10 protein-coding genes, 1 pseudogene and 1 riboswitch are annotated in these 14,580 nt (G+C 60.1%); of the genes and pseudogenes, 10 read left to right on the top strand and 1 reads right to left on the bottom strand.

Annotation, left to right across the window (positions count from 1 at the left end):
- Nucleotides 1-27: 27 nt before the first annotated feature.
- Nucleotides 28-233: riboswitch (FMN riboswitch) on the top strand.
- 146 nt (nt 234-379) lie between these two features.
- Entirely contained in the window at nt 380-952 is a 573-nt protein-coding gene (locus WM40_RS18760; protein ID WP_081764953.1) for a 6,7-dimethyl-8-ribityllumazine synthase, read from the top strand.
- Nucleotides 953-1,016: 64 nt separating this feature from the next.
- Here WM40_RS18760 and WM40_RS18755 read toward each other — a convergent pair.
- Nucleotides 1,017-2,230: pseudogene (locus WM40_RS18755) on the bottom strand (MFS transporter).
- Between the two features lie 463 nt (nt 2,231-2,693).
- On the opposite strand from WM40_RS18755, the gene WM40_RS28885 reads away from it, so the two are divergent.
- The 9 genes from WM40_RS28885 to WM40_RS18710 all read left to right on the top strand — a co-directional run bounded on the left by WM40_RS28885 (nt 2,694) and on the right by WM40_RS18710 (nt 14,571).
- Nucleotides 2,694-3,284: a Fur family transcriptional regulator gene (locus WM40_RS28885; RefSeq protein WP_236693591.1), complete on the top strand. Its 591-nt coding sequence runs from the start codon at nt 2,694-2,696 to the stop codon at nt 3,282-3,284.
- Between the two features lie 258 nt (nt 3,285-3,542).
- Nucleotides 3,543-4,541, top strand: coding sequence for a hopanoid-associated sugar epimerase (hpnA, locus tag WM40_RS18745; RefSeq protein WP_046153630.1), 999 nt, complete (start codon nt 3,543-3,545; stop codon nt 4,539-4,541).
- A gap of 289 nt (nt 4,542-4,830) precedes the next feature.
- Nucleotides 4,831-6,456, top strand: a complete 1,626-nt coding sequence (locus WM40_RS18740; RefSeq protein WP_024903683.1) for a methyl-accepting chemotaxis protein — start codon at nt 4,831-4,833, stop codon at nt 6,454-6,456.
- The gene (locus tag WM40_RS18735; protein ID WP_024903684.1) at nt 6,456-6,917 is read left to right on the top strand and encodes a chemotaxis protein CheW; all 462 of its coding nucleotides are present in this window, start codon (nt 6,456-6,458) and stop codon (nt 6,915-6,917) included. Before WM40_RS18740 ends, WM40_RS18735 begins: the two co-directional genes overlap by 1 nt.
- A 64-nt stretch (nt 6,918-6,981) precedes the next feature.
- Nucleotides 6,982-8,775 carry a CheR family methyltransferase gene (locus tag WM40_RS28065; RefSeq protein WP_052738405.1) on the top strand — a complete coding sequence of 598 codons (1,794 nt, stop codon included), beginning with the start codon at nt 6,982-6,984 and terminating at the stop codon, nt 8,773-8,775.
- Nucleotides 8,776-8,788: 13 nt separating this feature from the next.
- The gene (locus WM40_RS18725; RefSeq protein ID WP_024903686.1) at nt 8,789-9,562 is read left to right on the top strand and encodes a chemotaxis protein CheW; all 774 of its coding nucleotides are present in this window, start codon (nt 8,789-8,791) and stop codon (nt 9,560-9,562) included.
- On the top strand, nt 9,559-12,321 hold the full coding sequence (locus tag WM40_RS30240) for a hybrid sensor histidine kinase/response regulator (protein ID WP_046153629.1): 2,763 nt from the start codon (nt 9,559-9,561) through the stop codon (nt 12,319-12,321). The genes WM40_RS18725 and WM40_RS30240 overlap by 4 nt, the downstream gene beginning before the upstream one ends.
- On the top strand, nt 12,318-13,322 hold the full coding sequence (cheB, locus tag WM40_RS18715) for a chemotaxis-specific protein-glutamate methyltransferase CheB (protein ID WP_024903688.1): 1,005 nt from the start codon (nt 12,318-12,320) through the stop codon (nt 13,320-13,322). Before WM40_RS30240 ends, cheB begins: the two co-directional genes overlap by 4 nt.
- Before the next feature lie 190 nt (nt 13,323-13,512).
- Nucleotides 13,513-14,571, top strand: a complete 1,059-nt coding sequence (locus WM40_RS18710; RefSeq protein WP_036010137.1) for a diguanylate cyclase — start codon at nt 13,513-13,515, stop codon at nt 14,569-14,571.
- Nucleotides 14,572-14,580 lie beyond the last annotated feature (9 nt).

Here is a 14,580-nt window from a genome sequence, read left to right as displayed (position 1 = left end):
ATGCTACTTTGCGGTTCGCACTTCTTGAAGTGCTCTCGGGGCGGGGTGAGATTCCCCACCGGCGGTGATGATGTGGTTAAGGTGACCGGTGTCGATTCGGACCTAGTGTCTGGCTGATGATATCGATAGCCGCCGCATCCAGCCCGCGAGCGCCTGGCGATGACATCTCCAGGGTCAGCAGATCCGGTGTGATTCCGGGGCCGACGGTATAGTCCGGATGAAAGAGAGAAGCGGTTCGCGGCGTGATTCGCGGGCTGGCTTGGTGTGTGCGGTTCGAGCGGTTGTACGAACGCGTTGAGACGTCCCACCGATGCTGGTCGACCTTATCGATGCCGCGTCCGGCCGATCGCCCTGTTTCTTTATTGAACAGGAACCGACCATGTCCAACATTGCAGTGTTGTCTTCTGCCGCCGGCGCAAATGATGCGTCGTCTTCGGCTACGCCTCCTCGCTTTGCGTTTGTTCAAGCCAGTTGGCACGCGAATATCGTCGACCAGGCCCGTGTCGGCTTTGCCGCCGAAATGGCGAAACTCGGCTATTCCGACGACGCGATCGATTATTACGCGGTGCCGGGCGCGTTCGAATTACCGTTGCACGCAAAGCGCCTCGCCGAGACGGGGCGTTACGCTGGCGTGGTATGCGCCGCATTGGTCGTCGATGGCGGCATCTATCGCCACGATTTTGTCGCTGCCGCAGTGGTGGATGGCCTGATGCGCGTGCAGTTGGATACCGGCGTGCCGGTATTTTCGGTGTCGCTGACGCCCCATCATTTCCACGAAGAAGCGCACACCGACTATTTCCATGCGCACTTTGTGAAGAAGGGAGCGGAAGCAGCGCATGCCTGCACCGCCACGGTGAACGCATTGGACCGGTTACCTCAGCCGATCGCGGCGTCTTTAGCATCGGCAGGCACCGGTAATGCGCAAGCGGATACCGCGTCGGCGGCTGCTTAAGCGCCCAGGCGGGTGGGCACACTAGCCTGACGGTCGTCAGGGCGATGGGTTTTCTTCAAACGGTTTAAACGGCACTTGCCTTGCCGACAAAGGTTTGGCCGCGTGTATCCCGCCCGAAGTAGATGAACATCGCGATCAGTACGGCCACGGTCCCTGCGACCATGGCCATCGCCATTCCGTAGTTGTTGTTGTGCCGCTCGGCAAATCCCGCTTGAAGCGGTCCGTTGACGGACGCGATGAAATTTCCCAACTGGTAGACGAAACCCGGCAATACCGCTCGGGTGCCTTCGGGCGCCAGTTCGTTCAGATAGGCCGGGATCACGCCCCAGGCACCTTGGACCATGAATTGCATCATGAAGGCGCCTATGCCTATGGCAATACTGCCGCTCGAAAACGCCCACAACGGCAGGACTGGCAACGACAGCAAGGCGGCAATGATGATGGCGCGACGTCGTCCGATTCTTTCGGATAGCGAGCCAAACACAAGGCCGCCACAGATGGCGGCAATGTTGTACACCACGGCGATGATGGCGACGGTATGCGGATCAAAGCCATGCTGTACCTTCAAGAACGTTGGATACATGTCTTGCGTACCATGACTGAAAAATTAAAACAACCCATCAGCAGCACCGCATACAGACATAGCTTCCATTCCCTCTTGATGACAGGCAACAAGGCGGTATGCACTTTTTGTTCGCGTGCGGCCAACCAGACCGGTGACTCCGGCACCTTGAACCAGATAAAGATCACCATCAGGACCGGCAATGTTCCGATGAAGAACAAGTTGCGCCATCCAAGCCAGGCAAATAAGCCATAGACAATGGAAGCAACCAAATAGCCTCCTGGATAGCCGGCCTGGAACATGCCGGACACCAGACCGCGCGAGCGCGTGGGAATGGTTTCCATGGCCAAAGATGAGGCGACGCCCCAGATGCCGCCCATTGCGACACCGTATATCAAACGCAGTATCAGAAACACCTCAAGCGATGGCGCAAGCCCCGATGCCAATTCCATGATCGAGAAAATAACGATATTCACCATCAAGACCGGCCGTCTGCCGTATTTTTCGGCGGCACGCCCAAAAATAAACGCACCAATCGGCCGAACCGCCAAGGTCAGCAAAATCGAAAACGTGACTTTACTGATGTCGACGCTAAATGCTTTTGCCAGATCGCTCAAAAGAAATGTCAGTAAGAAGAAATCGAACGCATCGAGCGTCCAACTGCCCACGGCGGCGATAACAGTATTGCGCTGGACCGATGTCCATTTTTCGTTCATGAGGCGGCTTCTCCTTGTTTGCATTTATTGACGCCGCGTCGTGACAGGTAGCTCGACGCTGTCTAAATTTCTGCAGGGATATATTAGCTACGGCAACTTTCAATCGACTTTCGTTCGGTGCGCGTCTCAAGAAGCAGATGAAATACGGCATCAACCGTTGCACGAATGTGCGGCGCAGTGCGCTCCCGGGAAAAAGGGGTAATCCGCCGCGCGGCGTTGGCCGATGCAGACCGTGTAGAATCGGGGTATGTCAAATCATCTTCATGCGGTCGTGAGCGATTCCCCCGTTGATCCGGCCACGCCTGCCAGCAGGCCGCAAGCTATTGCCGACCCGCTGGCAGTCAAGACGAGCCGAACCGGCAAAAGGCCGCGCCGCGTCGCGTCGGACCTGTCGGGGCCTCAGGCAGATGCCGGTGCGGTAAACGGCCGGTCCGCCGACACCAGTGACTCTGAGCGTCGGCAGGTGCATGCGCACGACCGGCGGACTGACGGGCGCGCCTTTCACGGCCATTCGCACGACCATGCGCATGAACACGCCACGCAAAGCCGCGAGTCCGACGGCCATGGCCACGCGGCGGTTGGTCTCTCTGATGACGACGTAGAAGCGGAATTGGCGCTGGCTGATACATTCTGTCAACGACGAGGTGAACGCCTGACGCCGATTCGCCGCAAGGTGCTTGGCCTGTTGCTGTCGTCCGGGCGTGCGACCAAGGCGTATACGTTATTGGACGAGATGCGTAAGGTGCACTCTGGCTCGGCGCCGCCGACTGTCTACCGCGCGCTGGATTTTCTCCTGTCGGTCGGGCTTGTACATCGCGTTGAATCGATCAACGCTTTTGCAGCGTGCCATGATCTGACGCATTGTCATCACGGCATGTTGTTGGTGTGTCAGCAGTGTGGCGCCGTGCTGGAAATGCATGAACCCGAGATTGAGCGGGTTTTATTCGAGCGCATTAAGCTTTCCGGTTATAAATTGGCAAGTGATGCAGCGGAATTAAAAGGGATTTGCCCGGACTGCCAGCAGCGTGACGCGCAGGCCCCGGCCGTAGCGTGAGGTGACATCGCGCCGTGCGATCAGAGGTCGCGGGCGAGTCGACTCTTTCGGCGGTCAGCGGTTCGCCCTAGTCGGTATGCATCTGGCGCACCGTCGTACCGCCCTCGTAACAATATGGCCAACATGAGCCTGGTTCGTATTCTCGAAGCAGGGTAAAACCAAGCTGGATGTCGTTCGCGGCACGTGATGCGTGCGAATAGTCTCAAGAAGGCAATCATCCAGATCGCCTGATCTGACGTTGCGTAATATCGGAGTTGAATGAGCGCTGATACTGTTTTGGTTACCGGTGCTTCCGGTTTTGTCGGTGCCGCTGTTGCGCAACACGCTCAGCAAGCCGGTTTCGCCGTCCGCGTGACGGTGCGCCGTACGAGTCCACGTGGCAACATCGACGGCAATGGCTACGAGGTCGTGGAAGCCGACATGCGCGATGCCGATGCAATGCGGCGTGCGATGGCGGGGGTGCGTTACGTTTTCCATGTCGCGGCGGATTATCGCTTATGGGCGCCCGATCCTCGCGAGATCATCCGTACCAACGTCGACGGCACGCGCACCGTAATGGACGCGGCGCTCGCCGCTGGCGTTGAGAAGATCGTCTACACCAGCAGTGTCGCGACGTTGCGCGTCAAGGGCGCGATCGGGCCGGTCGACGAGACGGCGAAGGTGGATGAACACGAGGCCATTGGTGCGTACAAGCGCAGCAAGGTAGCGGCTGAGCGGGTCGTGGAAGACATGATCGCTACCCGGCAATTGCCGGCAGTGATCGTGCACCCGTCTACGCCAATCGGGCCGCGTGATATCAAACCGACTCCCACAGGCCGATTGATTGTCCAGGCCGCCGCCGGGAAAATGCCAGGTTATGTCGATACAGGCCTCAATTTCGTGCATGTCGATGATGTTGCCGCCGGGCACTTGCTAGCGCTCTTCAAAGGGCCGGTCGGCGAGCATTACATACTTGGTGGCGACGACGTGAAGCTAGGTACGTTATTGCAGACCATAGCTGGCATTACCGGCGGCAAGCCCCCGATACTGCAGTTGCCGCGTTGGCCGCTGTACCCACTCGCCGCTGCTGCCGAGGGATTGGCCAAGATCACGAAGCGTGAGCCTTTCGTCACGGTAGACGGTCTAAATATGTCGCGCTACATAATGTTTTTCAGCAGTGCCAAAGCGCAAGCCAAACTGGGCTACACCGCACGGCCTCACCGTGATGCCCTGGTCGATGCGATCGACTGGTTCCGCGAAGCAGGTTATTTGCGCTGATCCGTCGGCGCCGGATGGATGCCATGCACACATCGGCGCCAATGCGTTGCTCCCTAACGCCAGACTATTCAATTTGCCCTCCCAGGGTTTCCCCGTGCCCCGTGCTCTCGGGTCGCGAGGCGCGTCGTGATACGCCTTTTGTGAGATGGCAGTTGCGTCATTACGACAGCTAATCGCGCAACGGGGATCTTCCCCGGCCAAATGGCCTCATCTATCCCTTCTTCTTTGATCTGTTAAAAAAAACCGATACACTCGGCCCCACAAGGATCTTCGGTCAACGTGGGGAAATATGGTCAAAGGATCGATTCGTCAACGAATCATAGCCAGCCTGGGAGTGATCTTCATCCTGATGATCGTGATGGCGGGCGTGTCTTACAATCGTTTGCTTGTGATCGATCTGGAAGCGGATCGGGTGCAGAACGACGGCGTGCCAGGATTATTCGATGCGACCTCATTACGAGCAACCTGGAATGAAATCTACTCGTCGACCTTGCGGATGGTCTATGTGGATACGACCGAGGAGCAGGTAGCGGCCGACCGAAAGCGCTTCGAGGAAGCTCGCCAGAATATGGGGAAGCTCATAGAGCACTACGGCCATACCGTTGATTCGGACGTCGAGCAGCGGGAGGCCGCGATTTTTCGAGATGCTGCAAGCCGATTCACAAAGGCGGCGGATGCTGTGTTGGCCGCTCGGGAGATATCACACGAAGCCGCGGACGCAGCCTTCGTGACACAGTTGACACCTCCGTGGAATGATGGTCGGACATCACTGCGCAATATCGTCAATATCAATAAGAAGAGCACGGACGAGGCAACGCAAGCGATTCGCCAATCGGTACTCGATGCACAAAAGGCGATGGCCATTACGTTGGGTGTCGCCCTGGCGTGCTCGATCCTTTTCGGCTATTTGCTGTTCCGCGCAATCACTCGGCCAATGCGTGAAATCGTTGATGCGCTGGATGTCATGCGTACTGGTGATCTCACGGGCCGTTTGGATCTGCGGCGCCGTGACGAGTTCGCGATGCTCGAGGTGGGCTTCAATCGTCTCATCGAAGAACTGACGGCGCTGGTCGGTCAGGCCCAGCATTCGTCCATGCAGGTCACCACATCGGTGGCGGAGATAGCGGCCACGTCGAAGGAACAGCAGGCGACGGCTACCGAGACCGCCGCGACCACCGCTGAGATCGGCGCGACAACCCGTACGATGCTCGCCACCTCTACAGATCTTGTTCGCACGATGAGCGAAGTGTCGACGGTTGCCGAACAAACCGCGATGCTGGCGGATACCGGCCATGAAGGGCTGACGCGCATGAGCGAGACCATGCAGCATGTGATGGAGGCCGCGGGCTCCGTCAATGCGAAGCTGGCGATCCTGAACGAGAAGGCCGGCAAGATCAACCAGGTGGTGTCGACGATCACAAAAGTGGCGGATCAGACAAACCTGTTATCGTTGAACGCGGCCATCGAAGCGGAGAAGGCTGGCGAGTATGGCCGAGGCTTTGGTGTGGTGGCGACGGAAATCCGCCGCCTCGCGGACCAGACCGCCGTGGCGACCTTCGACATCGAGCAGATGGTCAAGGAGATCCAGTCGGCTGTTTCGGCCGGCGTGATGGGTATGGACAAGTTCGCGGAGGAAGTGCGGCGCGGCATTATCGAGGTGCAGCAAGCCAGCGGCCAATTGTCACAAATCATTGTGCAAGTGCAAGCGCTGGCGCCGCGCTTCCAGGTAGTGAACGAAGGGATGCAGCATCAGGCAAGTGGTGCGGAGCAGATCACGCAAGCGCTGTCCCAATTGACGGAGGCCGCGCAGCAGACGGTGGAATCGTTGCATCAGTCGACGCAAGCGATCGACGGCTTGACGTTGGTCGCGAATCAACTGCGCACGGGTGTCACGCGCTTCCGGTTGCAAGCCTGATGTTGTATCTGATCTTCTCGCTGGGTACGGACCGCTATGCTCTGAGCACGGCGGACGTACTCGCGGTGCGACCGGTCCCTGCCGTGAAGGCCTTGCCGTCCACGCCACCGTGGGTGGCGGGATTGGCGAGCGATGGGCACGGATCTTTTCCGGTGATTGATCTCTGCGCATTGGCCGTCAATCGTCCGGCGCGGGCAGTGATGTCCACGCGCATGGCTGTGCTGCGCTACACGGAAGGGGCGTCGGCAACGGTGCAGGAGCCACGCCTCGGCGTGATCGTCGAGCAAGCGACATCGACGCTTGCGGCCGATGACAAAGATTTCGTCGATCCCGGTCTGGCGACGCCGGAGGCGCCTTATCTGGGTCCGGTACTGCAGCACGAAGATGGTCGTGTGATACAGCGGGTCGTGGTACGTGACCTGCTACCCGGATCGGTGCGCGAGCGCCTGTTCGCGCGGTAATGGTACAGGAGCGTCCCTGAGTGGAACGCGGCCTGGGTCGCTTGCTCTATTGAAGGAGAATGCAATGATCGCGAGCGCGCCTCGGTCGGCAGCGGCCATTGCCGCATCTGGCGCACGCGTCTTCGGTCCCGAAAATGGTGCTGGCACCGATGCGGGCGGCGCAACCGGCGGCGCTAACGTCGATGATGCGGGATCGCGTCGTCCGCGCGATGCTTTGCCCGATGCGTTGGCGGTCCATATTGCAACGGCCCTTCGCCAGTTGTCCGGCCTGGAAATCGATCTGGTGGGAGCCCGCAGCGTTGAGCGTGCGGTGGGCGAACGTATTCAGGCGCTCATCGCAAGCAAGGTGATCGCTGATCCGTGGTCATACCCTGCGCGTATCGAGCAGGACGCCGATGAGCGGCAATGGCTGATCGAAGCTGCGGTGGTACCGGAGACATGGTTTTTCCGGCATCGCGAATCGTTCGATTTCCTCGCGCTGCAGGCACGCCAACGGCATTTTCTTGGTGGGGGTATCGGCGTCGCGCCGGGGCCGTTACGGATTGCTTCCGTACCGTGTTCGACTGGCGAGGAACCCTACTCGATTGCGATGACGCTGTTGCTTGACGGCCTGCCGCCAAGTGCCTTCTTGATTGACGCGATGGATATCAGCGAAGTAGCGCTGGCGCAGGCCGCTGCGGGTCGCTATCGTCCCAACGCTTTCCGTGGCTGCCCGGAGGCCTTGCGAGACCGCTTTTTCACTTTGCAAGGCCAACTGGTCCCTGGTTCCCCAATCCGTGAATCTATATGGGAAATCAATCGCGAAGCACGCGCATGTGTGTCTTTCCAGCGGGTGAATCTCGTATCGGATGCCCGGGTAGGCGGGGATACCGGGCAGGGAGGGACATATGATTTCATCTTCTGCCGGAACGTTCTGATTTATTTCGACCGCCCGACGCAGGCCGCCGTCATCGAGAAGTTGCGCCGTGCCTTGCGTCCGGGTGGTTTTCTGCTGGTGGGACCCGCGGAAGCGGCATTGGTGAGTCGCGTCGGACTTGCCGCCGCGGCGGCGCCGCTGGCATTCGCCTTTCATCGTGACGTGCCGGCGGTGGTCACCACGTCTCGTCCGATAGGCATTGGATCTGCGATGTCGGGGCGCGGTGCAATGTCGCCCGATGTGCCGTCGGTTGCGAAGCAGACCGTTGCCGTCGCGCAGGGCGTGAGCGGCGCAGGTGTGATTGGCGTGATGTCCCCACCGAAACCGGGTTGGACAACGAGCACTCCTCCGTCACGGGGCGGACAGACAGGCGCGTCGTTGTCGACCGGTAATGCGGCACCGTTGCCTTTCGAAGGCGCTGCAGGGCGGCCCGCGAATACCGTCGCGCGTGCCACTGGTGCGGCGAATCCATCGTTTGGGGCCCCTCGGCCAGTCGCCATCGACAGTGTGCCACGAGCGTCGGGGAACCCATCAGGCGGTGTCGGAAGAAGAGTCCAAGCCGGCAACGCGGTGCGGGCGAGTGGTACGCCCGCACCGTCGGCCCAAGCCGTGACCATAAAAATGGAACCGCTTGCTGCCACCTATGCCGAGGCAGAGCGCCTCGCGAATCTTGGTTATATCGCCCAGGCAACGCAGCTTTGCCAGACTTTGGTCGATGCCGGGATGGCGAATGCGGATGTGTATTGCCTGATGGGCGTGTTGGCGGATGCCGGCAACCGTAGTGCGGATGCGCGCGAGCATTTTCGGCGCGCTTTATATTTGGAAGCCAATCACGCTGGTGCCTTGGTGCATTTTGCCGAGCATTTGGCGCTGGAAGGCGACGACGCGGGGGCGCAACGGTTAATGGCCCGAGCCCGCCGTGCTCACCCTGACCTTTTCTGATCGAAGCTGATCGATGATCGAAACCTTGTCTGTTCCCGTGCCGCCGATCGACGATTGCTGGAATCGCATCGGCATTCATGGTGACCAATCCTGCGCAAAACTGGCGACGTACATCCATTGCCGTAACTGCGAGGTATATGCGCGTGGCGCCGCCGATTTGCTCGACCGGCTTCCCCGTGCCGCCGAGGATGACGCCGATGTGGCTGTGGGATCGATGGGGGGCGACATCGATGTTGGCGGCTTGGATCTCGCATCGATTCAACGCGACAAGCAAGCCTTCTCTTCTTCCACGGGGGAGCCGCTGCTCGTGGTTCGCATCGGCAGCGAATGGCTGGGTTTGCCTGCACGGCATGTCGCACAGATTGCCGAGACGGGAGCGGTGCATTCGTTGCCGCGTTTGCGTAGCAAAGCAGTGTTGGGATTAGTGAATATCCGAGGCCAGCTAACGGTATGCGTGTCACTGGCGCGCCTGCTCGATCTTCAGGAACGTCCAGAAAGCCCGGAATCGGCGGTGCCATCCACGTTGACAAGTGCACGCTCGGTGCATGCACCTTTGGCACGCTTCCTCGTGGGCCAGGATCGCAGTGATGAGCCGTGCACGGTCTTCCCAGTCGATGAGGTCTATGGCATTGCCCGTTTCAAGCGTGAGCATTATCGACCGGTACCGGCAACGCTTTCGCATGCGAGCGCTTCGCATACGCGAGCGATCGCGGATTGGCGAGATGGCACGCTGGGTGTGCTGGACGGCGATAAATTATTCGAAACCCTGAGAAGGAGCCTCGGATGAGCGACGATTACGGCGATGTGTCGCTATTCGGGCTGTTTGCCCAGGAGACCGAGGCCCAAGCTTCGTTGCTAGGTAATGGCTTGATTACGCTTGAGCGCACCCCCGAGGACGCCGCAACACTGGAATCGTGCATGCGCGCCGCGCATTCGTTGAAGGGCGCAGCGCGAATTGTGGGGGTTGCGCCCGGTGTGGCCATCGCCCATGTAATGGAGGAGTGTTTCGTCCAGGCGCAGCGGCATGACATTCGGCTTGACGCGGGCGACATCGATTTGCTGCTGCGAGGGGTCGACCTACTGCGTGATATTGCGCTGGCAGGTGAAGGGGCCGCGGCGCCGGCGACAATGGCAGAAGTGATCGCGGCATTGGAACAAGTCTGCGCCGGAGAGCATCCGGGGACGCAAGCCGCGGCGCCGCCGACCACGTCGCTGAATGCAGGGCCGATCCGGCTGGACGATGATCGAGACACGCACCACGACGGCTTTCCGGACGCCGCACCGCCATTTCCGGCTTTTGACTTTCCGAGAACGCCCGGCACGGATGAAATGGCTGCATCTGGCGAACTGACAGAGGCGCGCGTAGAGGATGCGAATCGTTCGACGGACGATGCGACCGAAGCGGGTGGGCATGCTCCGGTCGACGAAGCCGATGCTGAAGCCGATGCCGATGCCGATGCCGATGCCGATGCCGATGCCGATGCCGATGCCGATGCCGATGCCGATGCCGATGCCGATGCCGATGCCGATGCCGATGCCGATGCCGATGCCGATGCCGATGCCGATGCCGATGTCGATGCCGATGTCGATGTCGATGTCGATGCTGACGCGGTTTCCACCGCGTCAGGTGTTGTGCCTTCCGGTAATCCCTCCGTGGACGTAGCGCGAGCGTCAGTCGTCAGCGTACCGATGCCACCTGCGCCGACGCTACCTGCGCCATCGATTACGCTGTCGCCCGGTTCAGTCGCGGTAGCCGGGCAAGCGCCAACAACCGCGACGCCAGCCGCGCCAGCATCGGCGGAGCGCACGCTGCGTGTGGCGGCGCGCAATCTGGACCGCTTGTTGGCGTTATCCGGGCAGGCCGTGGTCGAGGCGCGGACTTTCCGACCTTTGATCGCAAGCATGTTGAACCTGATGCAGCGACAGCGCGAGACGATCTTATCGATGCAATCGCTACGCAATCGTTTGATCGATGCGCGGATCGATGAAGTGGCCATTGCATCGTTCGACGCGACCGCCCGGCTGGTTGACGGCCTGGTCGATGAAACCATGGGGGGGGTCAACCTGATCGAACAGGTCGAGCAGCGTCATCATGGCTTGTCGAACCAGTTATACGAAGCGGCCTTGGCCTCTCGGATGCGCCCTTTTGCCGACATTACCGGCGGTTATGCGCGGATGGTTCGGGGGGTGTCCCGCAGCCTTGGCAAGCAAGTGAAATTGACGATCGTCGGGGAAACGGTACCGGTCGATCGGGATATTCTGGCGTTGCTGGATGCCCCGCTCGGTCATTTACTGCGCAACGCGGTGGATCATGGCATTGAATCCACGGCTATCCGGCAGCGGGCGGGCAAGCCTGAGGAAGGTGAGATCCGCATTGATGCACGGCATGTCGCCGGGACGCTCGTCATCGACATCGTCGACGACGGAGGTGGGGTGGATATTGAAGCCGTCCGTGCTCGCGTCGTCAAGCGGGGGCTGGTCAATCCCTCGGTCGCGCCGCGGTTGTCCGAGGCCGAGTTGCTGGAGTTCCTGATGCTGCCTGGTTTCAGCATGCGCGAAACGGTCAGCGATGTTTCTGGCCGCGGGGTCGGTTTGGACGTCGTCCAAACCACGGTGCGGCAGGTGCGCGGCAATATGCGCATCACACAGACGGCTGGCGTTGGTACGCGCTTCCAGTTGCAACTACCACTGACATTATCAGTCATGCGTTGCCTCGTAGCTGATATTGGCGGCGAGCCTTATGCATTTCCGTTGGCCCATATCGTGCGCGCACTACGCGTGGAAGCCGACGCGGTGGAGACGGTGGAGGGCAGGCCTCACTTCACCTTGGAAGGTCGTTCCGTTGCGCCTGTGCTGGCATCTCAGGTGTTGCGATGCGCGCCGCCGCCTCCGGGGGATGGCAGCATGCAAGTGGTTGTGTTGGGTGGCGACGACGAACGCTACGGGCTGGTGGTGGATAAATTCCGCGAGGAGCGGATGTTGGTAATCCAGCCGATCGATTCCCGTTTGGGAAAGATTACCAATATCGCCGCCGCAAGTCTGCTGGAAGATGGCACGCCGGTATTGATCATCGATGTTGATGATGTGATTCGCTCGATGGCGCGTTTGTCGTCCTCTACCCGGGTCGACATGGTCTCGCGTGTTAGTGCCGATGCGTCACGCGCGGCACGGAAGCGGGTACTGGTCGTTGACGATTCATTGACTGTACGCGAACTGCAGCGCAAGCTATTGACCAATGGCGGTTACGACGTTAGCGTCGCCGTTGACGGGATGGAGGGTTGGAATGCGTTAATGTCCAGCCGCTTCGATATGGTGGTGACGGACGTTGACATGCCGCGTGTCGACGGTATCGAATTGGTAACGATGATTCGACGCGATCCGGAGTTCCGGACGCTGCCGGTGATGATCGTATCCTACAAGGATCGGGCAGCGGACCGCCAACGCGGGCTGGATGCCGGCGCGGATCATTATCTTGCCAAGAGCAGCTTTCACGATGCGGCGCTGTTAGACGCCGTGCGCGATTTGATAGGAGACCCCACTGGATGAAGATAGGCATCGTCAACGATCTGGACCTCGCCATTCAGGTACTGCGGCGCGCCTTGGCGTTACGTCCAGGCTACGAAGTGGCGTGGGTTGCGCACAACGGTGCCGAGGCCGTCGAACTTTGCGCGGCCGAGCGGCCAGACGCAGTGTTGATGGATTTGTTGATGCCGGTGATGGATGGTGTGGAGGCGACACGCCGGATCATGCAGGCGTCTCCGTGTCCAATTCTGATTGTTACCAGCGACATTGGTGCGCACGTGCCCCTTGTCTACCAGGCCATGGGGCACGGGGCGTTGGATGCCGTGGATACTCCCTCTTTCGCCGGTAACGAGCTTGCAAAGACTGCGGCGGTGTTGCATAACCGGCTGGAGCGGATTGCACAGCAGTCGCAGATGAAACAGGACAGCGAGCCCGCTCTCTCCCCGACAGTATTGCGTAGTGGTACGCACAGCCCGCTGCTGATCGTCGGTGCGTCGGCGGGTGGGCCGGCGGCAATGGCGGATCTCCTCTCGCGACTCCCTGTCGGCTTCTCGATCCCAGTGGTGTTGGTGCAACACGTGGACGTCGCCTTTGCGCCCGGAATGGCGGAATGGCTTGCGCAAAGTGCTGTAATGCCAGTGCGGATTGCGCGCAATGGCGAGATGCCACAGCCCGGCACGGCATTGCTGGCGGGCACCAACGACCATCTCCGACTCGACGCGGCCGGGACGTTGCGCTACAGTGCGGAACCGGCGCAAAGCTTTTACCGTCCCTCGGTCGACGCCTTGATGGGCGACGTCGCGGCAGTGTGGAAGGGCAAGGCTGTAGGGGTCGTCCTCAGCGGCATGGGGCGGGACGGTGCGATCGGCTTGAAGGCAATGCGTGAGCGGGGGTTTTATACTGTCACGCAAGATAAGCAGTCCAGTGCCGTTTATGGGATGCCAAAGGCAGCGGCCGAAGCCCATGCGGCGGTGGACATTCTGCCGTTAAGTCATATTGCGAACGCGGTCGCGTCGCATTTTTAAGATGAAAGATGCGATGATGCCGCCGAGCGACAATCAACCGGCCCTTCCGCATCGCAATGCTCGCACTAGCGAAGACGCTTTCTCCAAGAGTTATATGGACGATCGTATTAAATCGACCCCAACTGGAACCTCCGCTCAGGCCGCTAGCCCAGCAGGCGAAGGCAATGCCGACGCGCGACTGGACCAGCAAATGGCGATAACGTCATCCGAAGCGCCGGTCGCGGATGGTGATGAGTCTGCCGGGCCAGGAGCGCGAGACCCCGCTCAGGGCAAGCTTGACGATAAGGCAGGCCATGCAATGGTGATGCTGATCGATGATCAGCCGATCGTGGCGGAAGCCGTCAAGCGGGCATTGGCTGCGGCGCCGGATATCGACTTTCATTACTGCACGGACCCGGAGCAGGCATTGCGCGCGGTCATCGATACGCGCGCGACGGTGATCCTGCAGGACCTCGTCATGCCGGGCATCGACGGACTGACGCTGGTACAGCGCTATCGCTCACGCCGCGAAACCCGCGAAATTCCGATTATCGTCTTGTCGACGAAGGAAGAGCCACAGATCAAGAGTGCGGCCTTTGCGGCGGGCGCTAACGACTATCTGGTAAAACTACCGGACGCAATCGAATTGATCGCCCGGATACGCTATCACTCGCGTTCCTATATGAACCTCCAGCAGCGCGACGAAGCCTATCGGGCGCTGCGGCAAAGTCAGCAGCAGCTGCTGGAAACCAATCTGGAATTGCAGCGCCTTACGCACTCGGATGGGTTGACCGGGCTGTCGAACCGCCGGTATTTCGATGAATATCTGGCGGCGGAGTGGCGACGGGCCGTGCGCGAGCGCCGCTCGATTGGCATGCTGATGATCGACGTCGATCATTTCAAGTCGTACAACGATACGTACGGCCATGTGGCCGGTGACGAAGTTTTGAAGCGTGTAGCACACGTTCTGACACAAGTGGGTGCGGGCGCCGCCGATTTGCCGGCCCGCTTTGGTGGGGAGGAGTTCGCCGTGATTCTCCCCGGCACGACACCCGTGGGCATGCGGATGATGGCCGAGAAGGCACGGTTGTTAATCGAGAAACTGGGCGTGGAGCACAGCGGTTCGTCAACCGCGCAATGTGTAACCGTCAGCGTGGGTGTCTCCATTCTCGACCCGATGGAGGGACAGCCGCCGACGATGTTGATAGAAGCAGCCGATGCCGCGCTCTACCGCGCGAAACGGGATGGCCGAAATCGCGTGCGTACCTGATCGACCGAG

This window comes from Robbsia andropogonis (assembly GCF_000970345.1).
GTDB lineage: Bacteria > Pseudomonadota > Gammaproteobacteria > Burkholderiales > Burkholderiaceae > Robbsia > Robbsia andropogonis.
This window is presented reverse-complemented; position numbering and strand designations above follow the sequence as displayed.